Origin of the sequence: Microcosmobacter mediterraneus (assembly GCF_031846265.1) — a bacterium.
Lineage (GTDB): Bacteria > Bacteroidota > Bacteroidia > Flavobacteriales > Flavobacteriaceae > Microcosmobacter > Microcosmobacter mediterraneus.
Genome location: NZ_JAVRIA010000002.1, coordinates 583,775 through 605,229, shown reverse-complemented (window position 1 = coordinate 605,229; position 21,455 = coordinate 583,775). Strand labels below are relative to the sequence as shown.

The window sequence follows — 21,455 nt, the reverse complement described above, 5'->3', positions numbered from 1 at the left end:
TATAGAAACCTAATAGATAACCAATGCCATCTATTTTTACCAAAATTATTAATGGTGAAATTCCTTGCTACAAAGTAGCAGAAACAGATGACTTCCTCGCCTTTTTGGATATTAATCCAAATGCCATTGGGCATACACTTTGCATTCCTAAAAAGGAAGTTAATAAACTATTAGATTTAGATGAAGAGTCTTATAAAGGCTTAATGCTTTTCTCAAGAAAAGTAGGGATTGCCATAGAAAAGTCAATACCATGTAAACGGGTTGGCATGACTGTTATCGGTTTAGAAGTCCCTCATGTACACGTGCATCTTATTCCACTAAACTCCATGGAAGATGCAAGATTTACATCTAAACAATTACTTTCTTCCAAAGATTTTGAAGCTACTGCTAAAGCAATAAGTTCTAATTTATAAATCAACTTTCTTTAAAGAAATCTGCATTGTTGTACCTTTTCCTATCTCTGATTGTAGCACTTTAATACGTCCATTATGGTAATCTTCAATGATCCGTTTTGCTAATGATAATCCAAGTCCCCAACCTCTTTTTTTACTGGTAAAGCCAGGCTCAAAAATTTTAGAGAACTGACTCTTAGAAATACCTTTACCATTATCTGTAACATTAATTTTTACAAACTTCTCTGTATCCAACATCTCTAACTTTAGCTTACCTTTCCCCTTCATAGCATCAATGGCATTTTTAACTAAATTCTCAATAGTCCAGCTATAGAGTTGCTTATTCAAATTAACCTGAATGTGGTCATTTGGCAGTATCAATTCAAATTCTATAAGTTTTGAGGATCTAGATTTTAAATAATCATAGGTCTCTTTTGTTTCAGCTACAATATCTAAGGTCTCTAACTTAGGTATAGATCCTATTTTACTAAAACGATCTGTAATCATCTGTAGCCTTGAAATATCCTTTTCAATTTCTTGTATGTAGTCGCTATTTACATGCTCTGATTTCAAAATTTCAGCCCAACCAACTAAGGATGATAAAGGTGTCCCTATTTGATGAGCGGTCTCTTTGGCCATGCCAGTCCAGAGTTTATTCTGTTCTGCATTTTTTGAGCTTCTGTAAAAGAAATAGACCACACCTGCAAACAATAAAATGATAAGTATTAAGGCTAAAGGATAGTATTTAAGTTTATTTAATAGTGGTGAGTTTCCATAGTAAATTGTACTCTTTACCTTACCTTTATATGAGATTTCAATGGGTTGATTTTCGCTTTCATATTTTGAAATTAATCGCTTAATTTCCATGGAATCTTTAGCGATTTCATCATCAATGTTATTTATACCATAACTCCCATCATCATTTAATACTATCATTGGTGTGGTAGTATTATTAGAGATTATCTCTAAAGGTAATTCTCCAATATCAGCATTGAGGTCAGTGACATTATTAATTTCTTTATGAGCAAAAGACCAATTCTGAACTTTAAGACGTTCCTCAGCTTTAAATTTTTGAAAAAATGAGTACGTATTCCAAAGAATCAATGAAATAATAATAAATGAGGCTATAATAATAAGCCATCTTGTTGCATTTCTGTTAAGAGAAAGTGTCATTAACCATAGTTTTCAATCCTAAATATAATGCTATTCTTATAATTTTATTGCACATTACATGGAGTGCTTACTAATTAGCTATATATTAAAACATTAACCACAAGATCACTTATAACTTTAGACGTTTAAAACTTTTAACTTTAGACACTAAACAATACCTTTGTACATAAATAAAATTTTAGATGGTATCACTAGATCCAAAAGACCTATCTACAGGTAAACTTCATGGTTATTTACTGAGTTCTGTTGCGCCAAGACCTATTGCCTTTGCCAGTACAATAGATGCCAAAGGTAACCCTAACTTATCGCCTTTTAGTTTCTTTAATGTTTTTAGTGCTAAACCTCCTGTTTTAATTTTTTCGCCTGCCAGACGTGTAAGAGATAATACAACCAAACATACATTAGTAAATGCTGAACAGACAAAAGAAGTGGTTATCAATGTTGTAAATTATGATATTGTACACCAAATGTCTTTAAGTAGTACAGAATACGGAGAAGGTGTTAATGAGTTTGACAAAGCTGGACTTACTATGCTAAAATCTGATATCGTAAAACCTTTTAGAGTAGCAGAATCTCCTATTCAGTTAGAGTGTAAAGTAAATAATATTATTTCATTAGGAACTGAGGGTGGCGCAGGAAATTTAGTGATTTGTGAAGTGGTGAAACTTCATATCAGTGAAGATGTTTTAAACAGTGATGGTATCATAGACCAAGAAGAATTAGACTTAGTAGCGAGAGCTGGCGGAAGTTATTACAGTAGAGCAAAAGCTGGTTTTTTTGAAATCCCAAAACCACTTAGAACTCTAGGTATTGGTGTAGACAATATGCCTAAACATGTTAGAAATAGCATGATTTTAACTGGTAACAACTTAGGAATGCTTGGCAATGTTGAAAAGCTCCCATCTAAAAAAGACATAGAAGAATTTATAAAAGATGTCAGTGAACGTTATCCTGATATTAAAACAGCATCTCATAGAGAAAAACATAAAATTGCCAGAAACTATCTCAGTTATGGTGATGTTGAAAGTGCTTGGAAATTATTATTAAGCTAACTATTAAGAATAAATACATAACAATGGAAATACAAGGAAAAGTAAAAGTGATTGGTGAAACTCAAACCTTTGGAAGCAATGGGTTTAGAAAACGTGAAATTGTAATAACAACAGAGGAGCAATATCCTCAACACATTATGGTAGAGTTTGTACAAGATAAAACTGATTTATTAAACAACTACCAAGTTGGTCAAAATGTAAAAATAAGTATTAACCTTAGAGGTAGAGAATGGGTTAATCCACAAGGTGAAACAAAATACTTTAACTCTATACAAGGTTGGCGTATTGAAAATTTACAATCCGAAGCACAACCAGAAGGCATGCCACCAGTACCTCCTGCTGAAGCCTTTGAACCTGTTTCTAATCTTAATGAAGAAGAGCACGACGATTTACCGTTTTAGCAAAAATAAATATGAGTAACGCTGAACAAATCGTAAATAGAGTTGCTAAAAGCCCTCTTAGAGTTATTGATTTAGAGGATTTTTATCCTTCTGGTTCACGTATATTATTTGACATAAAAGATTGGCTATACGAAGGTTTTGTTCTACGTGAAAAGGACTTTAGAAATCAAATAACATCTCACAATTGGTTACAATACCAAGATGCTTACATTGCTCTAACCTGCTCATCTGATGCTATTGTGCCTATTTGGGCTTATATGCTAATAACTTTAGAATTAGAGCCTTTTGCTAAATCTGTCATTATTGGCGACTTAGAAGCATTGGAAACTCGTATATTTCAAAGTATCATAGCAGATTTAGATATTGATGCATATAAAAATGCACCTGTGATTATTAAAGGTTGTTCTAATAAACCGATTCCAAAAAGTGCTTACTTAATGCTTACTAATAGACTAAAACCTTTTGTGAAATCTATAATGTATGGAGAGGCTTGCTCAGCTGTTCCGCTTTTTAAAAAGAAGGCATAAAAAAAGAGACTTGTTAGCCTCTTTTTTTATGATATTAAATTAAGTTAATCTAATCTTGGTATACGTAAAACCTGACCTGGATAAATTAAATTTGGATCTTTAAGCATTGGCTGATTGGCTTCAAAAATAAGTGTATACTTCATTGGATCACCATAGTAATGCTTTGCAATTTTACTTAACGAATCGCCACTAACCACAGTATGAAATTGCGCTTCAGGTTCAGTGTGTTCAACAGTCATGTTATCTTCTACAGAGGCAACTCCTGTAGAATTTCCTAAAACTAATACCACCTTCTCTTTTGTTGCTTGGTCATGTGCTTCTCCAGAAACAGAGACTCTGTCGTCGTCTACAAAAACTGTTAATCCCTCTACATCTAAGCTTAGATCTCTAATGGTTTCTTCTAAGCGTCTCGCCATAGCGGCTTCTTCAGCAAGTTCATTAGCCTCTGCCGCAGCCTTTTTTGCGACTAACTCTTCCTCTTCGTTTTTACCTCCAAAGATAGACTCACCTGCAAGTTTAATAAATGAAAATATACTCATAGTTTTAATGTGTTTTTAAGTTAGAAATTGTTTCTGTATAAAGTTGAGTAAAATTAATTATAATTACAAAATATTATAGTAATAAGAATTAGTTCTACTATAAAATAAGACACATTAGAAGGCTCAAGGTCACTATTTTAAAGAAGAAACGCTCACAATAAACTTTCGTTTAAATGAGCGTTCTTTGAAACTAAATAACCAACCAAAATTTAGCCTCTACTATTTTCTCTAGGATTATCCTTTTTAACGGTTTTTTGTTTACGCTTCTTAGGTTTATCCTTAAATTCTTTTACTTCACCATCAGTATTAGATTCTCTTAGATATTGAATATATCCTCTTCCTGTAAATTCATAAATCGTACCAGAAGATGCATGATATAACTCTATCGTTACATCATTAATAACGCTGAGTTGAAAGATTTCATTATCAAAGAAATCATAATCTAATGTTAATGTTTTTAAGTACATATTATTTGAGACATTTCCAACGCCATAAACTCCTGTAAAATCCCAAATTATATTGTTAATATTAATTGGAGGTACATCTTGCGAGCTTCTAAAAGTTGAGTCGTTTCCTCCTGGTAAAAACTGTAAGTAGTTTTCATTATCAAACTCATTTAAAACTCCCATTTCACTAGTATATGTTTTCTCCCAAGCTTCATATTCCTGTAAGAAATAATGGATATTATCATAGAATATAAAATCGTAATCAAAATTATGAGTTTGATAACCATGTAAAAAATACGATGTGTCGTTATATGGATTGTACAGCTCTATAGTATTGGCATCTAACTGATAGACATCAAAGGTTTCATAACCATCAATGACATGATCTACATCTAAAATCATATTGTAAGTATCATAATTGCCAACTGGTATTCCCAGACCATTTCCCTGAAGACCAAAACCTACTAAATTGTTATTAGCATATAACGTACCATTTCTAAACGATAATGTAAATGCAATTTGTAAAAAAGGTGTTTCGCCAAAACCAGTAGTTTGGTTAATATCTACATACCATAAATCATGAGATTCTAAGAGTTGATTTAGAGTAATCCCTTGATTTGGATTAATATCATCTACAATAACTTCTGTGTAGCACGAGGTCAATAATGTTGCGGTTAGTGCAAATCCTAAAAGTAATTTCAAAGTTCTCATAAGCCTTAGTTTTTCGATTAATGATGTCTAAAATTTAATCGTTTCATAGATTTCATTTATAGAGTTATTATACTTAATCCAAAAGCTGTGCCAAAAAATTAATCAGCTCTTTATCAGCACATTAAATGACTTATATTTTATGTATTTTTGAATGAACAAACCCTCTAAAATATGAGTTCGTATAAATATGCTGTTTTTGGATCTGGAAGTTGGGCTACTGCCATTGTAAAAATGCTTTGCGAAAACAAATCTCAGATTGGTTGGTATATGCGTAGCGTTTATACCAAAGAGCATTTATTAAAAGAACAGCATAATCCCAGTTACTTGAGTTCGGTTGAATTTAATTTAGAACAATTAAAACTAAGTAACGATATTAATGAGATTGCCAAATGGGCTGATGTTCTTATTTTTGTGATTCCTTCGGCTTTTATTTATTCTGAATTAGAAAAATTAACTATTGATATATCTAATAAAATAATGGTTTCTGCTGTAAAAGGTATTATACCAGAAACAGGGTTGTTAGTTGGCGAACATTTTCATGATGTATATAATATTGCGTTTGAAAATATAGGTGTTATTGCTGGACCATGTCATGCAGAAGAAGTTGCCTTAGAACGCTTATCTTATCTCACCATTTCTTGTGCAGATCCAGAAAAAGCACAAGCTATAGCTGACGCATTATCTAGCTCATATATTAAAACTAAAATAAGTGACGATATCATTGGTACTGAATACGCTGTGATGCTCAAAAATATTTATGCTATTGCTGCTGGTATTGCACACGGCTTGGGTTATGGTGATAATTTTCAGAGTGTATTAATGAGTAATGCCATACGAGAAATGAAGCGCTTCATTAAAAAAATGCATAAAATGAAACGTAACATCAATAACTCAGCTTATTTAGGAGATTTACTGGTAACTGGTTATTCTGTATTTTCTAGAAATAGAATGTTTGGTAATATGATAGGTAAAGGTTACACAGTAAAGTCCGCTCAAATGGAAATGAATATGGTTGCTGAAGGTTACTATGCTACAAAAAGTGCACATTTACTTAATGAAAAAAATGAGAAGAAAACGCAATTACCTATCATAAATGCGGTGTATGCTATTTTATACGACGGGAAAAATCCTAAAAAAGTATTTAAGAAATTAACAGATAAGTTGGATTGATAAACGGCTGATTTTTGTTTATTTAACCAAAACCCCTTTTACTCCCATTAAAGGGATATTCTGTAATGCTTTTTTATTGATCGTGTTTTCTCTAAACAAGTAGGTCTTATCAAACATAGAATTGCCTTCAAAAAAAGAGACTTTAAATTCGTTGTTAAGTGCAAGTAAGTCGTCTTGTAAAAACTCAATCTTAGCATATGATTTTGCAGGTAACCTTTCTAATTTATGACGCATTATAGACGTTTCTTTATATTGATCATAACCTCTTACAATTATAAGAACAATATCTAAATCTACATCTTTGGTGTTAATAATATAGGCATTCCAATCATGAGTTTTATAGGTGTCATTAAACTCATTAACTGCTGCAATATATACATCGTTAACTTCTGGTATTAATATGTCTTTTTTCAAGACTTAAAACGAAGATTTAAACTGTTTTAAAAAACGCACATCATTTTCACTTAGTAATCTAATATCACTAATCTGATGAAGCAATAAGGCAATACGATCTATTCCCATGCCAAAAGCAAAACCAGAATACTCTGAAGAATCTATACCACAATTTTCTAGAACATTAGGATCTACCATGCCACAACCCATAATTTCTAACCAACCTGTTCCTTTAGTCATTTTATAATCGGTTTCTGTCTCAAGTCCCCAATACACATCGACCTCAGCACTTGGTTCTGTAAACGGAAAGTACGATGGTCGTAATCTAATTTTTGACTTTCCAAACATTTCTGTAGTGAAGTATTGTAATGTTTGCTTAAGATCTGCAAAGCTTACATCCTTATCAATATATAATCCTTCTACTTGATGAAAAAAGCAATGAGAACGAGCAGAAATCGCTTCATTTCTATAAACGCGACCAGGAGAAATTGTACGTATTGGTGGCTTATTGTTTTCCATATAACGCACTTGTACAGAACTTGTGTGTGTACGTAATAATATATCTGGATCTGTTTGAATAAAAAACGTATCCTGCATATCACGTGCAGGATGATATTCTGGTAAGTTTAAGGCTGTAAAGTTATGCCAATCGTCTTCTATTTCTGGACCTTCGCTAACATTAAAGCCTATTCTGGAAAAGATATCGATTATTTGATTTTTAACAATAGAAATAGGATGACGAGAACCAATAGCAGTTGGTGCTCCAGGACGTGTTAAATCACCATATACACCTTGTTCCTCTTGTGCACCCTCTAGCTCTTCCTTAAGTGTATTTACTTTATTTTGAGCTGTTGTTTTAAGCGCATTAATAGCTTGACCAAATTCTTTTTTCTGATCATTAGCAACATTTTTAAACTCAGCAAAAAAGTCATTTAAAAGGCCTTTTTTTCCTAAATACTTAATTCTAAATGCTTCAACCTCTTCTTTAGATTGTGCTTTAAATGCTTCTGCTTCAGTAATAAGTTCTTTAATCTTATCTATCATATTCTAGCTCAAAAATGAATGGCAAATTTAATAATTATTAGTCTATATACTCGTTTTCAACAAAGTAATTTACTATGGCTTCCTTCATTAGTACACTTTGTTCGCCAGCCTTTAAATGTGGTAATTGTGCTTTAACTTTATAATGTGGCCAACCATCTTCATCAACAAAGTTTAATTCATAAAAACCATATGGTGTTAAAAGCTTACAGATAGCAATATGCATTAAATCTAACTTATGATCTTTTTTAAATGTTCTATCTAACTGTCCTAATTCTTGTACACCAATTAAGTAGATAATAGCATCTAAATCTAATACATCACCATCAGCAAATTGATTGGATAGTTTTTCAACTACCTGTTCCCAACGCTCTTTTAATTTCTCATCTCTTGCCATGGCTTTATTTTAATATAATAAGCTTATATGATGCAAATTTAAGTACTTATAAAATATAGAACGTATAAAGCCGTTATAAATACAACTAAACACCTAAAAAAGTTATATGACTCTTCACTACGCTTAACATTAGGAGAATTCCTATACATTTGTAGAAATCTTGGTTTGTATGACAGTTATTGATATTGTAATTGGAGCACTCTTGCTCTTTGGTCTTATTCGTGGTCTTTTTAAAGGTTTATTTGTTGAAGTCGCCTCTCTTTTAGCACTTGTGCTTGGCGTTTATGGTGCTATCCATTTCAGCAATTTTGCTGCTGATTTTTTGCAAAACAGAACAGATTGGACCGAAAAAACCATTAATATTACAGCATTTGCAATCACCTTTGCAATTATAGTTTTAGCAATTAGCCTAGCAGGAAAGGCTCTAACTAAGCTTGCAGATTTTGCTTCACTTGGTATTTTAAATAAGCTTCTAGGTGCTGTTTTTGGTGCTTTAAAAATAGGATTAATCTTAAGTGTACTACTCATTGTATTTGATAGAATGAATAACACTTTGCCTTTTCTAGAAAAAGAAGACCTTGAAGATTCTGTGCTTTACAGTCCTGTAAAATCAATAGCACCATTGATTTTTCCTAGCATTTTAAATGAAGAAGATTCTTCAGAGTCTGATACTTAAGTATAAAAAAGCCACTTATATTACGAGAAACTCAATAACCAAGTGGCTTTAAAGATATAGTATTGTATTTAAGATTTTATAGCATTTCTACTTTACCTGAATGTAAATTATAAACACCTCCTACAATTTGTATTTCTCCATTGTCTTCCATTTCCTTTAAAATTGGAGATTTTTCTCTGATACGTTGTATTGTTAATTTTACATTATTAGCCACTGTTGCAGCAACAAATGCCTTGTTAGTTGAGTTAGCTTCTCCTTCAACTTCTTCTGCAGACATATGAACAGCTGGCATAATGTTATTTAATAAGGCTGTAATATTTCCTAATTCTACACCATCACATGCTGCTTTGACTGCTCCGCATGCTTCATGGCCTAAAACTAATACAAGCTTACTCCCTGCAACTTTACAGGAATATTCCATACTACCAAGTATATCTACATTTTCAAAATTTCCGGCAACTCTGGCTACAAAAATATCACCTATAGCTTGGTCTAAAACCGTTTCTACTGGTACTCTAGAGTCTATACAAGATAATACCACTGCTTTTGGATATTGACCTGTAGTAGTTTGATTAACCAAAGCACTATTATCTACAGCCTGTATCTTTCCACCTGTAAACCTAGTATTACCATCGAGCAAATCTTGTAATACTGCGCTTGGTGTTAATGCAGCTTGCATTTCTTTATTTATTGCTATACTTTTCATTTGTTTATTTATTATTGTGTTATTACTCACTATTTAGTTTTAATGTTGAGTTCTATTCTGTTGGTTTTTTAAGCTTAAAAAACTCAATAAAGCTGTCTGGATTTTCAATAATTCCTCTTTCAGAAATAAGTTTAATATCTATATTACGTTCTCTTGCCTTAAATGCAAAATCTTCTAAAATTTCTATAATATCATTATCTAAATATCTCGTTTTTCTTACATCAAGCTCTAAAAACGAATTCTCAGGTAATTGATCTAATTCTTTTAAAATTGAAGCTTTATTAAAGAAGGTTACTTCTTCAGCTAGAGTCATTTTTATTTTCCCATCATCTACGTTCTCGCCTTCCTTATGTAAGAAATGAGAGTTTCCAAAACTTTTATAAAGTACAATAAAAATACCTACGGCCAGTCCAAGTCCAATTCCCCATAAGAGATCAATAAATACGATACCAACTATAGTTGTAATAAAAGGAACAAATTGCATCCATCCAGAATCGTACATTGCCTTAAATGTAGAAGGCTTGGCTAATTTGTAGCCTACTATAAATAATATAGCAGCAAGAACAGAAAGTGGAATAAGATTAAGTACAGTAGGAATTGTCACTATAGAAATTAAAAGAAAAAACCCATGAATAACAGCTGATGCTTTGCTTTTACCACCAGATTGAATATTTGCAGAACTTCTAACAATTACTTGAGTTACTGGTAATCCACCAATTAAACCTGACACTATATTTCCAGATCCTTGTGCAAATAATTCTCTGTTGGTAGGTGTGACATTTTTATTTGGATCTAATTTATCCGTCGCTTCTACACATAATAAGGTTTCTAAAGACGCTACCAAACCAATAGTAAATGCTGTTATATAAATCTTTGGATTAGTTAATGCTGAGAAATCAGGGAAAGTAAGTAAATCCTTTAATCCAGATAATCCATCAGGAATAGGTACAGACACCAAATGGTCTTTACTTAATTCTAAACCAGAGTCTTTAGTTAAAAAATAATATACAATACCTATAACAACTGCAACTAAAGGACCTTGTACAAGCTGAAAAAACTTACCTTTTTTGCTTAGTACATTTCCCCATAATAGAAGTATGGCCATAGCAATTACAGCTATTATTGTAGCACCATAATCAAAATTCCCACTAATTAAGGCATTGATTACTTTCAATAATTCAGTCAGTGTATTTTCACCATCGACTTGCAAAAAGGCAAAGTCACCTTCTGGATTTTTATCTATTCCGAAAAAGTATGGGATTTCTTTTAAGATGATGACAATACCAATTCCTGTAAGCATACCTTTTATTACTGAAGACGGAAAATAATAGCCAATAATTCCAGCTTTAAAAACACCAAGAATTATTTGAAATACACCAGCTAAAACTACAGCTACCAGAAAATTTTCATAACCAAGGTTCCCAATTGCTGTTGCTACGATTACTGCTAAACCAGCTGCTGGTCCACTGACTCCTATTTTAGAACCAGAAGCAGCACCTACAATTATACCACCAACAATTCCAGCTATTAAACCTGTAATTGGTTCGGCACCAGAGGCTACTGAAATACCTAAACATAATGGCAGTGCGACAAAGAATACGACTATACTCGCTGGCAAGTCATTTTTTAAATTTTTAAACATAAACTATACTTTTTTATCGATGAAATCGATACTGAAATTAAATTGAATATAAAACTTGAATTGCACTTATGTGCGATAATAAATGTTACGAAATACGTTCTGGTGGAGGTGAATTAAGCTCCTTAATTGTAGATGAATATAATTTCGAATAATATTCAAATTCAGATAAAGAATATTGATCTATAAAATCTGAACGTGTAATTGAATCTTGTAAAAGTTTAACCTCAACATCTTTTAAAGACTCTTTACCTTCTTTTTCTTCCTCTTCACCATCTGAGAAAATAGATAACTCATAATCACAATCTAATATTGTAATAATTGTTGGCGCTGTTGTAAAACCCAATAGGGCTAAAGAAAACAACAAAGAAGCAAAGAATTTAGTCATCGATATAAGTTAATTATGACAAATATAAACGAAATTTTGTTAAACAAATATTAAAGATTCTTTCACAAAATAAGTTTGCTTTTAATCGATAAATATTACTTGGAATTTTATTTGCTCCAAAATTTTAACCCTTATATCTAAAATAAGTACTGGTTTTTGTTATAACACATTAGAATTTATTTATTTGACAACCAAATTTTACTATTATGAAAGCCTCAAAAATCTTTGCACTATCAATAGTTCTTACGCTTTTTTCATGTAACAACGATGATAATTATGTTCCTATATCTAGTATAGATTTAGCTTTAGAGGACGCATTAATGCTTGCCTCCAATAATCAAGGTAAATCGTTTTTTATGCTGCCAGAGAGTGATAACTATATAGAGATTCCTCAAGATATTAATAATCCTATAACACCTCAAAAGGTAGAATTAGGTCAATTACTTTTTCATGAAACTGGTTTAGGAAAAAATCCTATGTTAGATGAAGGTATGGAAACTTATTCTTGCGCAAGTTGCCATCATGCAGATGCTGGTTTCCAAGCTGGTAAGCGACAAGGTATTGGTGATGGTGGAATGGGTTTTGGTTTATTTGGCGAAACGCGTGATATAAATCCGTTATATACTCCAGATATGTTGGATGTTCAACCTATTAAATCTCCAACAGCACTAAATAGTGCTTATCAAAAATTAATGCTTTGGAATGGTCAATTTGGTGCAACAGATCAAAATATTGGAACTGAAGCACAATGGACAGTTGGCACACCAAAAGAAACTAATAATTTAGGATTTGAAGGCGTTGAGATACAAGCAATTGCTGGTCTTGGTGTGCATAGAATGGTCGTAGATGAGCAAATTGTTACCGATTTAGGTTATAAAGCTATGTTTGATGCTGCATTCCCAGAAATAGATCCTTCAGAACGTTATACTTTAACTACTGCTGGCTTAGCTATTGCAGCTTATGAAAGAACCTTACTAGCTAACGAAGCTCCTTTTCAACAATGGTTAGCAGGTGATTATACAGCAATGTCTGAAGAAGCTAAACAAGGTGCTGTATTGTTTTTTGATAAAGCGCAATGTGTATCTTGTCATAGTGGTCCATCATTAGGTGCTATGGAATTTGCAGCGATTGGTGTTAAAGACTTGGAAGGTTCTGATATTTTTACTACAGTAGACGAAGCTACTCAAAAAGGTAGAGGTGGTTTTACACTAAATACTGAAGATGATTATAAATTTAAAGTACCTCAACTATATAGTATAAAGTACAATGGTTTTTATGGTCATGGTTCTTCTTTTAACTCTATTAAATCTATAATAGAATATAAAAATGCTGGCGTTAAAGAAAATGCTGCTGTTCCAGATTCTGCTTTAGACTCTAGGTTTTTACCTCTTGGGCTTACTGAGCAAGACATTAATTTGTTAGCTATTTTTATTGAAGAGGCTTTAGATGATAATAATCTTAATCGTTATACACCAAGTTCTGTGATGTCTGGTAATTGTTTTCCAAACAATGACACTACATCTCAAAATGATTTAGGTTGTAACTAGTTATTTGTGTATTAAAACTCTATGCGTTTGATATCTTCAGAAGATATCCAACCCGTTTCACCATCTGATAATTTAATCTTGTCCCAATCATCAAAAGATTCTAATACTTTGATTTTAGTGCCTTCGTGTAATCTAAATAAATCGGAACTTGTAGAATTTGGATCGCTCTTTACTATACTCTCTGTGGCAAAAACTATAGCAGATGTATCATTTTTTACAAGCTCAGACTTTTTAAATGCCAATGCTAGAGATACTAATACTAAAAACAAACACAATGTACTAGCAATAAATGCAATTCGTTTCTTAGTGGTATTATATGCAAAATAATACAGTAAAAAGAAAAGTACAAAACCAATAACAAAACCTACAGATAATTTTGCCCATTGATCAAATGAAAATTTATTTACTACCGATTTAAAGAGCTTACTAAATCCTACCTCAGGACTATTATCTATGGCATCAATGGTCATATTACGCGCAAATGCCAAATTATTTTCTACCTCTTTATCGCTAGGCGAAAGGATTAGTGCTTTTTCATAATTATAAATACTAGAAGCGATATTGTTGAGTTTATAATGCGCATTACCTAAATTAAAATACAACTCTGAAGAGTGTTTGTCACTATCAATAACTTTTTGATAAATCTCAATAGCATCCTCGTACTTTCCCTGATTATACAAATCATTCCCTCTTTGAAACAAGGTTTCATTTTGACTGTAAATAATACTAGTAGTAAAAAAAACCACAGTGATAAGAATCTGTTTAATATGAATTTTTTTTAGTTCTAACATTACTTATCTCATTTGTTTATCTATGGATGAAATTGTTGATGCAGACTTCTCATAATCATGATTCATGGTAACTTGTGTTATTGGTGTATATCTAGCCAACTCACAATTTTCTAGAATCGCGATAAAATTTGAAATTGTAGTCTCATCAACTCCTTTTTCATTTAATAGCACCTTGATTTTATCTTTGCTAAACTCACTAGTTTCTATATGCAACTTTGCTTTAAGATAATTATGAAGTGCTTTCTCTAAAGCAACATAAAAAGATTCTTTTTTACCTAGTTCAGATTTAGCTTTACTTAAATATTTTTTAGCTAAACGATCAGCTTTTCTTATGCGATTACCTTTAACATCTGCATCTCGTTCAGCTTTTTTCTTTCTTACAAAAATAGCTATCGGAATAATTAAAAAAGGAACTAATAGTAATGCCCAAAACAAGTTACTTTTAAAAAAGTAGCTTGGTTTAACAGGTGTGAATTTTGTTTTCGTTTTAATAAATGCAAACTGATTACTTATTGTAGGTACTGATTGCTTTTTAGTATTTTCAACAACCGTTTGATTTTCTGTATTAACTGGTCCGCCTAAAACATCAATGATAATTTCATCTGAGCTTAATGTTTTGTAGTTTTTAGTGTTTAAATCAAAATAGGAAAACGTCATTTTTGGTAATGGATATTTTCCTTTGTATTGCGGAACAACAGTATAACTTTCGCTTTTGCTACCAGACATGCCAGAAAGTAAAGTTCTGACTCTATCATTTTTTTCTGGTTCATAAACTTCAAGTGAACTTGGCAAAACTGGTGTTGGGAGTTCAAATAATTTTAAATTTCCTTTTCCTGAAACTTCGACTTTAAGCTGAAACGATTCTGAGGCTTCTAATTCTTTTTTAGATGTGGATACATTAAATTTAAAATCGCCTACTGCTCCAGTGAAATTATCAGGTTTCCCTTGTTCTGGTAGAGGTTTCACATTTAGTGTTCTACTACCAGCCGATACAATTTTATGTACCTGACTCATTATACGAGTACCAAAAAGATCACGACGATTTGTAGGTACTTCAACAGTAATATCTAAACTTAAAGGCTCAATCTCTAACTTACCTGTTTTTTGTGGGTAAAGTACTGTGCGTTTTAAAACAACATACCTATAATCTTCGCCTTTGTAAGTAGCATTTTGTTCTTTATACGATTTTATTTCTATGTCTTGACTCCAAAAATCATTATACCTTGGATTGTCTACTTCTCTCCAATTACTTACACCTGTTGTTGGCGACACATAGAGTTTGTAAACTACTGTTACAGGTTCGTTTAAGTAAGGTTTAGAGTTAGACACCTCAGCAACTAAATGAACCGTTTCTGATGCAATATACTCTGCATTATTACCATCCTTTGGTTTATCAACAGCTTTAGTCACTGTTACTGTTACAGGAATCGTTTTATAAACATTCCCTTCTATTTCTATAGTAGCTTGTTTAATTGTAAATGTTCCTCGTTTTTTCGGTGCTAAAAAATAGGTGTATGTTTTTTTAAAAGAACGCTTACCATTTAACCAAGAATTACTTACAGAAGTGTTAGGACCTCCTACAACAGTGAAATTAGAGAAGCTAGGTGGATTAAAATTATCACCATCTTTATTCATCTCAAAGTCAATTCTTAGCCTTTCATTAATACCAAGTTTCTTTTTACTGACTTTGGCTTCAAACTTTATTTGAGCATAAGATGTTGTTGATGCAATCAACATCAAAAAGAAAAAAACATATGAAATCGCCTTCATTTTCATAACTTCAAATTAGATTCATTAACATGAAATCTTACTGCTGTATCTACCAATCTTTATCAGTTTTTACTTTAGCTCCTTTTTGTTTTTTTGCGTTTATTTTTTCTTGAACTTTTTGTTCCTTATCGTTCATGGCTTGCAACAAGTTTTTTATTTGTTGCTTCGATAGCTTACCTGGTTGAGGTTTAGGTTTTTGTTGCTTTTTTTCTTTATCGCCTTTACCTTTTTCATTCTCTTGTTTCTGTTTTTCGTCTTTAGGCTTTCCGTTTTCATCTTCCTTTTCTTCCCCTTCTTTTTTGTCGTCTTCGCCTTGGTCTTTATTTTCTTTTTTCTCGTCGCCTTGGTCGTCTTTTTTCTGCTCGTCTTCTTTATTTTGTTCTTGCTCGTCCTTCTTTTTATCTTCATCTTCTCCTCCTCCATCTTGGTTTTTTGCACACTCTTTTGCCATAGCTAAGTTATAGCGAGATTCATCGTCTGATGGATTGTTTCTAAGTGCATTTTTAAAGGCTTCAACAGCTTCTTTGCAAAGCTCGTTTTGCATTAAAATATTACCAATATTATGATATGCTCTATGTTTTTCTTCTTTAGTTGAAGCTAAACGTGCGGCTTGTTGATGGCGTATCAGAGATTCTTCTAACTTCCCTTCTTTATAATAAGAATGTGCTAAGTTGTATGGCGCAGCAACAGCTTTTTTTGATTCTGAAATAGCTTTTCTGTATTCCATTTCAGCAGAGACAAAATCTTCAGAGACTAATTTATTAGCTTCAAAAACATAGTTTGTTGCTTTTTTCTGAGCTTTTAAATCTTTTTTATCATCTTCTTGGGAAAAAGATAAGCTGCTAAAAATCAATGCTATAATTGCAAAAAATATTTTCATTTTTATTGTTGTCATCTTCTTTAGCAATATATTAAACTCAAAAATGATATCGTTTTAATGTTTTCATAAAATTTGACTTCAAGTTTAATGAATAGAAGCTCCTTTGTACTAACATTGCTATAAATTTTCATTGAATAGATTAAGGCGTTTTAACCACGCAGTCTTTCGTTCTAATAAAAATATGTCTGCAAATAGGAGCAAAATTGCAAATCCTAAAAACCATTGAAACTGTGATTTAAAATCAGCAAATTGTTTGGCTTCAAACTCTTTCTTATCCATCCTAATAAGAACTTCTTTTATAGACTCCACTACATTAGTTGTGCTTTTACCATTTATGTAAGCACCATTGGCTTCATTAGCTATATTTTTTAAAGTCTCTTCATTAAGTTTTGTAATTACCGTTTCGCCATTGCTATCTTTCTTGTAATTAAGTATTACACCATTTCTCTTAATAGGAATTGGACCGCCTTTAACATCACCAACACCTATCGTGAAAATTCTTATCCCTTCTTCACTGGCTTCCTCTGCAACATCAGCTGCTACCTCGCTATGATCTTCACCATCAGAAATAATAATAAGTACTCTACTCGTTTGCTCATCATCATTATAAAACGTTTTGGCTAATTCTATGGCTTCGTTAATCGCTGTACCTTGTGATGATAGCATATCTGTATTCATGTTTTGTAAAAACATCTTAGCAGACGCATAATCTGTTGTAATTGGTAATTGAGGAAACGCTTTTCCTGCGTATGCGATGATACCAATTCTATCACTCACCAAATTATTGATAATCTGGGTCATGAGTTGTTTAGATTTATCTAATCTATTTGGTGCAATATCTTCGGCCAACATACTCTTGGAAACATCTAGAGCAAATACAATATCCACACCTTGGCTTCTAATAGTCTCTAACTTGGTACCTATTTTAGGATTCACCAAGCCTATAATTAAACATGCAAAAGCTAAACTGAGTACTAAAACTTTAATTGTTGATTTTAAAACAGATTTATTAGGACTTAAACGTTCTAATATCTCTGAATTAGCAAAACGCTTTTGTGCTCTTTTTTTCCAGAACTGTAATAGCATAAATACCATTAGTATTACTGGAATTATAATAAAAGCCCAAAACCATATTTTTTCTTCTAACTGATACATCTATACAAAACTTCTAAAAATGGTAAATCGAAGTAAAAACTCAAATAGTAATAATAAACCAGCTAATAAAACTAACGGTCTATATTTTTCTTCGTAATTATAAAACTTAAATTCTTCAATTTCAGTCTTTTCTAGTTTATTAATTTCTTCATAAATCTGAGCTAATTTTTTATTATTTGTTGCTCTAAAATATTTACCATTGGTAACCTCTGCAATTTCCTTTAAAAGCTCTTCGTCTATTTCTACTTGGACTCTGCTGTAGTGAAAATCGCCGTTTTGCTTTACTGCAACTGGTGATAACGCCATACCATTGGTTCCTAAGCCAATAGTATATACTTTAATACCAAATTCTACAGCCAAATCTGAAGCGATTTTTGGATCTATCTCTCCAGAGTTATTAACACCATCAGTAAGTAGAATAATTATTTTACTCAGTGCCTTACTATCTTTTAATCTGTTTACAGAAGTAGCTAATCCCATTCCTATAGCTGTGCCACTTTCAATGATTCTATTATAACGAACATCTCCTAAAGATCTAAGAACAATAGCCTTATCTGTAGTTATTGGTGTTTTCGTAAAAGCTTCACCAGCATATTCTACCAAACCAATACGATCATTTGGTCTTCCTTTAATAAATTCTGAAGCTACATTTTTTAGGGCTTCTAAACGATTAGGCTTTAAATCTTTTGCCAACATACTTGCCGAAACATCTATTGCCATTACAATATCAATTCCTTTTGTAGTCTTTGTTTTAGAACTTACATCTACAGTTCTTGGTCTTGCAATAGCAATTATAAGAGCTGCCAGAGCTAGTAATCTTAAAACAAATAAAAGATGTCTTAGTTTTGGTAGGATAGAACTCCCTACTTTAAACCCTTTTAAGCTCGAGATTTTAAGTTCGGCTGTTTGTCTTTTATATTTTAAAATATACCATAGTATTGCTAATGGTATTAACAAGAATAACCAGAAAAGTTCTTTATTTAAAAATTCGTACTGTTCTAACATTAATTGTTTTGTTTTGGAGCTTCTTGTTTTTCTTGTACTTCTATGGATGCTTCCACTCTATCTATAATATCTTCTAAATAATCATCATCTGTTCTCCAAGTTAAATATACTTGTTGAAGCACATTACCATTATCAGAAATAAAAGTATATAAAGCATATTTCCCTTTTTCTAATTCTTCGGAATTGGTTAAGGGGAAATCAGCAGATCCAGCTGTTTTGATTCCTTCTCCACCATTTGGTGTTGAAAATTTATCACTCTTGGTAATGATGTTTTTTGCACCTTTTTCTTCCATTAATGCTAACATAGCTTCTATGTAAACATTCGGGTCTATTTTAGGTGGCTGTGCATTTTGAACTTGACCTTGTAGATTTTGCTGCAACGCTTTTTTACGTTGTGTTTTACTAACAATTCCTAAAGGACTGGTTAAGTCACCAAAACCAAACTCAGCAACTTCAATTTTATCTTTAAAATCCTCTGGAACTTCTAATTCAAGACGTTTTAATACTTGCGGAGTTTCAATAATTATTGATGGGAAACCATACTCACTCCTTACCCATTTCCCTTCTAACAGAGTTTTGCTTTCGTTACCAACAATAGTGTCTTTTACGTAATTAAAACCATATTTAAGTCCAAAACCAATAAAAGTTGCAATCAATAGAAGTAAAGAGATAGCTATTGTTAATAGTACTTTACGTCGTTTCTTTTTATGTTCTTGTTGTTGTTTATATTCTTCATTTAATAATTTTTCTTCTTCGGAAGGCTCTGGTAACGTTTGCTTTATTTCATCTAATTCTTTGTCAATTGTATCTTTATCAAAACGTGCTAATTCAAAATCTGGAGTTGACTTAGCAAATTTCACTAAATCGGCACGTTTAAAAATAGAGTCAATATTTTTTATGGTATCAGCACTAATATCTAATTGATTACCTTCTCTTAGTAAATTTAATCTATCTACAAGTTCATTCGTAGTACTTTCTAAGGCACGATTGTATACTTTTTCATCAATATATTTTCGGATGGCTAAGGTGAGCTGGGAATAGTATTTTTTAATTTCACCTGACTCTAAATAATTACTCTCAGCTACATTTTTTACGGCTAATTTTGCGCGCTCGTATGGTGGTAATAAGGCTACTTTTTCTTCTTCGGTTAAGGGTTTTACTCGCCAAATAAACCAATACAATAAAAATGCTACAAGTGCTACAGCTAAAATAATTAAGAGCAACCATAACCACCAATTACTACTTTGTTTTTCAACTTCAATAATTGGTTTAATATCATAAAGCCCTTGTTTTGTGGTATCTACAACGACGTTATTAACTTCTACACTTACAGAATCTGTTAGGATAACTTTATCACCAACAACTATTTTTTGCTGAGGAATACTATATCGACCAGAATCAAACTGAGTAAGTCCGTATTTTTTAATGAGTTTATATCTGGCATCTTTTTTTGTGGTATCAATATCAAAAGATTCTATAACTTCTAAAGGTGAAAACGTCTGACCTTTAGGAAAAATTACAACTTTAGTTGTATCCGTTTCTACTTGGACTTTAAAGGTGATTTGTTCACCAATTTTTATTGAGGTCGTGTCTATGGAAGACGTTACCTGCGAAAAAGAAAAGTATGAGACTAGAAAAAAGAAAATAAATACACATAATGAAGCTTTAGGTTTAAAACCTAAAACTTTATTAAGGTTTTTAAATCTAAAATTATTAGTCATAAATATTAGTCGTTTTATCATCTTCGTTTAAAGTATCCTAATAGTTTTTTTACATAGCTTTCTCCAACTCTACAGTCAATGATTCCTGCTCCAGATTTTGTGAAACTATTTTTATAATAGTCAACTTTGTCCTTGTAAAATGCTTCGTAATTACGTCTTACTTTTTTTGATGTTGTATTCACTAAAAGAAGCTCACCTGTTTCTTCGTCTTGCATCTGCACAACACCAATATTTGGAATGGATTCTTCGTGCTTATCATAGACACGTATTCCTGTTACATCATGTCTGCCAGAGGCAATTTTTAAAGTCTGCTCATAATCCTGGGCTATAAAATCGCTCATTAAAAACACAATGGCTTTTTTCTTCATAACATTAGACAAAAATTTTAAAGCTTCAGCAATATCTGTTTTATTACTATTAGGCTGAAACTCTATGAGTTCTCTAATAATCCTAAGAACATGAGATCTTCCTTTTTTTGGAGGAATATATAATTCTATCTCATCTGAAAACAATATAAGTCCTATTTTATCATTGTTCTGGGTTGCAGAAAAAGCAAGTGTTGCTGCAATTTCGGTGATAATTTCATTTTTAAATTGTTGCTCAGTACCAAAGAGTTCTGATCCTGAAACATCGACCATAAGCATCATGGTTAACTCACGCTCTTCTTCAAAAACTTTTATGTAAGGCTCATTATAACGCGCAGTAACATTCCAATCTATATTTCTAACATCATCACCATATTGGTATTGTCTTACCTCAGAAAAGGTCATACCTCTACCTTTAAATGTTGAATGATATTCGCCACCAAAAATGTGATCTGACAAACGACGTGTCTTAATCTCAATTTTACGAACTTTCTTTAGTAATTCTTTAGTATCCATTTTTCTGCTTTGTCATTCCGCACTTGATGCGGAATCTATCAAATTAGATTTGTT

General features: G+C 32.1%; 23 protein-coding genes. 7 read left to right on the top strand and 16 right to left on the bottom strand.

The genetic code is table 11. The features are described from left to right. The first annotated feature begins 23 nt into the window (after positions 1–23). Positions 24–413 (top strand): HIT family protein, encoded by a 390-nt coding sequence (locus RM697_RS06175; protein WP_311426988.1) that lies wholly within the window; start codon positions 24–26, stop codon positions 411–413. Here the strand turns inward: RM697_RS06175 and RM697_RS06170 are convergent. Further along, positions 408–1,565 carry a sensor histidine kinase gene (locus RM697_RS06170; protein WP_311426987.1) on the bottom strand — a complete coding sequence of 386 codons (1,158 nt, stop codon included), beginning with the start codon at positions 1,563–1,565 and terminating at the stop codon, positions 408–410. The genes RM697_RS06175 and RM697_RS06170 overlap by 6 nt on opposite strands. 182 nt (positions 1,566–1,747) lie before the next feature. Between RM697_RS06170 and RM697_RS06165 the strand changes: the two genes are divergently transcribed. The 3 genes from RM697_RS06165 to RM697_RS06155 are packed head-to-tail and all read left to right on the top strand — an operon-like array spanning position 1,748 to position 3,545. Further along, positions 1,748–2,617, top strand: coding sequence for a flavin reductase family protein (locus tag RM697_RS06165; protein WP_311426986.1), 870 nt, complete (start codon positions 1,748–1,750; stop codon positions 2,615–2,617). Positions 2,618–2,640: 23 nt separating this feature from the next. Beyond that, complete coding sequence (locus RM697_RS06160) at positions 2,641–3,018, top strand: DUF3127 domain-containing protein (protein ID WP_311426985.1); 378 nt, start codon at positions 2,641–2,643, stop codon at positions 3,016–3,018. Between the two features lie 11 nt (positions 3,019–3,029). Continuing rightward, positions 3,030–3,545: a DUF2480 family protein gene (locus RM697_RS06155; protein WP_311426984.1), complete on the top strand. Its 516-nt coding sequence runs from the start codon at positions 3,030–3,032 to the stop codon at positions 3,543–3,545. A 44-nt stretch (positions 3,546–3,589) separates the two neighbouring features. Here the strand turns inward: RM697_RS06155 and lysM are convergent, their stop codons facing one another. Then, positions 3,590–4,084 (bottom strand): peptidoglycan-binding protein LysM, encoded by a 495-nt coding sequence (gene lysM, locus RM697_RS06150; protein ID WP_311426983.1) that lies wholly within the window; start codon positions 4,082–4,084, stop codon positions 3,590–3,592. Positions 4,085–4,293: 209 nt separating this feature from the next. After that, positions 4,294–5,241: a nicotinic acid mononucleotide adenyltransferase gene (locus RM697_RS06145; RefSeq protein WP_311426982.1), complete on the bottom strand. Its 948-nt coding sequence runs from the start codon at positions 5,239–5,241 to the stop codon at positions 4,294–4,296. A gap of 171 nt (positions 5,242–5,412) precedes the next feature. Between RM697_RS06145 and RM697_RS06140 the strand changes: the two genes are divergently transcribed. Next, the gene (locus tag RM697_RS06140; RefSeq protein ID WP_311426981.1) at positions 5,413–6,411 is read left to right on the top strand and encodes an NAD(P)H-dependent glycerol-3-phosphate dehydrogenase; all 999 of its coding nucleotides are present in this window, start codon (positions 5,413–5,415) and stop codon (positions 6,409–6,411) included. 18 nt (positions 6,412–6,429) lie between these two features. On the opposite strand, the gene RM697_RS06135 is transcribed toward RM697_RS06140, so the two are convergent. Genes RM697_RS06135 through RM697_RS06125 form a run of 3 tightly spaced genes read right to left on the bottom strand, consistent with a single transcriptional unit; the run spans position 6,430 to position 8,242 of the window. Next, complete coding sequence (locus tag RM697_RS06135; protein ID WP_311426980.1) at positions 6,430–6,825, bottom strand: hypothetical protein; 396 nt, start codon at positions 6,823–6,825, stop codon at positions 6,430–6,432. 3 nt (positions 6,826–6,828) lie between these two features. Beyond that, complete coding sequence (gene pheS / locus RM697_RS06130) at positions 6,829–7,848, bottom strand: phenylalanine--tRNA ligase subunit alpha (RefSeq protein WP_311426979.1); 1,020 nt, start codon at positions 7,846–7,848, stop codon at positions 6,829–6,831. A 37-nt stretch (positions 7,849–7,885) separates the two neighbouring features. Then, positions 7,886–8,242: a hypothetical protein gene (locus RM697_RS06125; RefSeq protein ID WP_311426978.1), complete on the bottom strand. Its 357-nt coding sequence runs from the start codon at positions 8,240–8,242 to the stop codon at positions 7,886–7,888. Positions 8,243–8,411: 169 nt separating this feature from the next. On the opposite strand from RM697_RS06125, the gene RM697_RS06120 reads away from it, so the two are divergent. After that, positions 8,412–8,918, top strand: coding sequence for a CvpA family protein (locus RM697_RS06120; RefSeq protein WP_311426977.1), 507 nt, complete (start codon positions 8,412–8,414; stop codon positions 8,916–8,918). Between the two features lie 76 nt (positions 8,919–8,994). Here RM697_RS06120 and RM697_RS06115 read toward each other — a convergent pair whose 3' ends face one another. The 3 genes from RM697_RS06115 to RM697_RS06105 form a co-directional block, all read right to left on the bottom strand. Further along, positions 8,995–9,624 (bottom strand): carbonic anhydrase family protein, encoded by a 630-nt coding sequence (locus RM697_RS06115; protein ID WP_311426976.1) that lies wholly within the window; start codon positions 9,622–9,624, stop codon positions 8,995–8,997. A gap of 52 nt (positions 9,625–9,676) precedes the next feature. Continuing rightward, a complete protein-coding gene (locus RM697_RS06110; RefSeq protein ID WP_311426975.1) occupies positions 9,677–11,266 on the bottom strand; it encodes a SulP family inorganic anion transporter in 1,590 nt (529 codons plus the stop codon). A gap of 85 nt (positions 11,267–11,351) precedes the next feature. Beyond that, positions 11,352–11,651, bottom strand: coding sequence for a hypothetical protein (locus RM697_RS06105; protein ID WP_311426974.1), 300 nt, complete (start codon positions 11,649–11,651; stop codon positions 11,352–11,354). A 206-nt stretch (positions 11,652–11,857) separates the two neighbouring features. Here RM697_RS06105 and RM697_RS06100 point away from each other — a divergent pair, with 206 nt between their 5' ends. Further along, positions 11,858–13,198 (top strand): cytochrome-c peroxidase, encoded by a 1,341-nt coding sequence (locus RM697_RS06100; RefSeq protein WP_311426973.1) that lies wholly within the window; start codon positions 11,858–11,860, stop codon positions 13,196–13,198. Between the two features lie 11 nt (positions 13,199–13,209). Here the strand turns inward: RM697_RS06100 and RM697_RS06095 are convergent, their stop codons facing one another. The 7 genes from RM697_RS06095 to RM697_RS06065 form a co-directional block, all read right to left on the bottom strand. Next, positions 13,210–13,989 (bottom strand): tetratricopeptide repeat protein, encoded by a 780-nt coding sequence (locus tag RM697_RS06095; protein ID WP_311426972.1) that lies wholly within the window; start codon positions 13,987–13,989, stop codon positions 13,210–13,212. Positions 13,990–13,992: 3 nt separating this feature from the next. Then, positions 13,993–15,759, bottom strand: coding sequence for a BatD family protein (locus RM697_RS06090; RefSeq protein WP_311427034.1), 1,767 nt, complete (start codon positions 15,757–15,759; stop codon positions 13,993–13,995). Positions 15,760–15,808: 49 nt separating this feature from the next. Beyond that, positions 15,809–16,639, bottom strand: coding sequence for a tetratricopeptide repeat protein (locus RM697_RS06085; RefSeq protein ID WP_311426971.1), 831 nt, complete (start codon positions 16,637–16,639; stop codon positions 15,809–15,811). 117 nt (positions 16,640–16,756) lie between these two features. Then, positions 16,757–17,794 carry a vWA domain-containing protein gene (locus RM697_RS06080; protein WP_311426970.1) on the bottom strand — a complete coding sequence of 346 codons (1,038 nt, stop codon included), beginning with the start codon at positions 17,792–17,794 and terminating at the stop codon, positions 16,757–16,759. Beyond that, positions 17,795–18,799, bottom strand: a complete 1,005-nt coding sequence (locus tag RM697_RS06075) for a vWA domain-containing protein (RefSeq protein WP_311426969.1) — start codon at positions 18,797–18,799, stop codon at positions 17,795–17,797. After that, a complete protein-coding gene (locus RM697_RS06070) occupies positions 18,799–20,541 on the bottom strand; it encodes a hypothetical protein (protein ID WP_311426968.1) in 1,743 nt (580 codons plus the stop codon). Before RM697_RS06070 ends, RM697_RS06075 begins: the two co-directional genes overlap by 1 nt. After that, a complete protein-coding gene (locus RM697_RS06065; protein WP_311426967.1) occupies positions 20,538–21,401 on the bottom strand; it encodes a DUF58 domain-containing protein in 864 nt (287 codons plus the stop codon). Before RM697_RS06065 ends, RM697_RS06070 begins: the two co-directional genes overlap by 4 nt. Positions 21,402–21,455 lie beyond the last annotated feature (54 nt).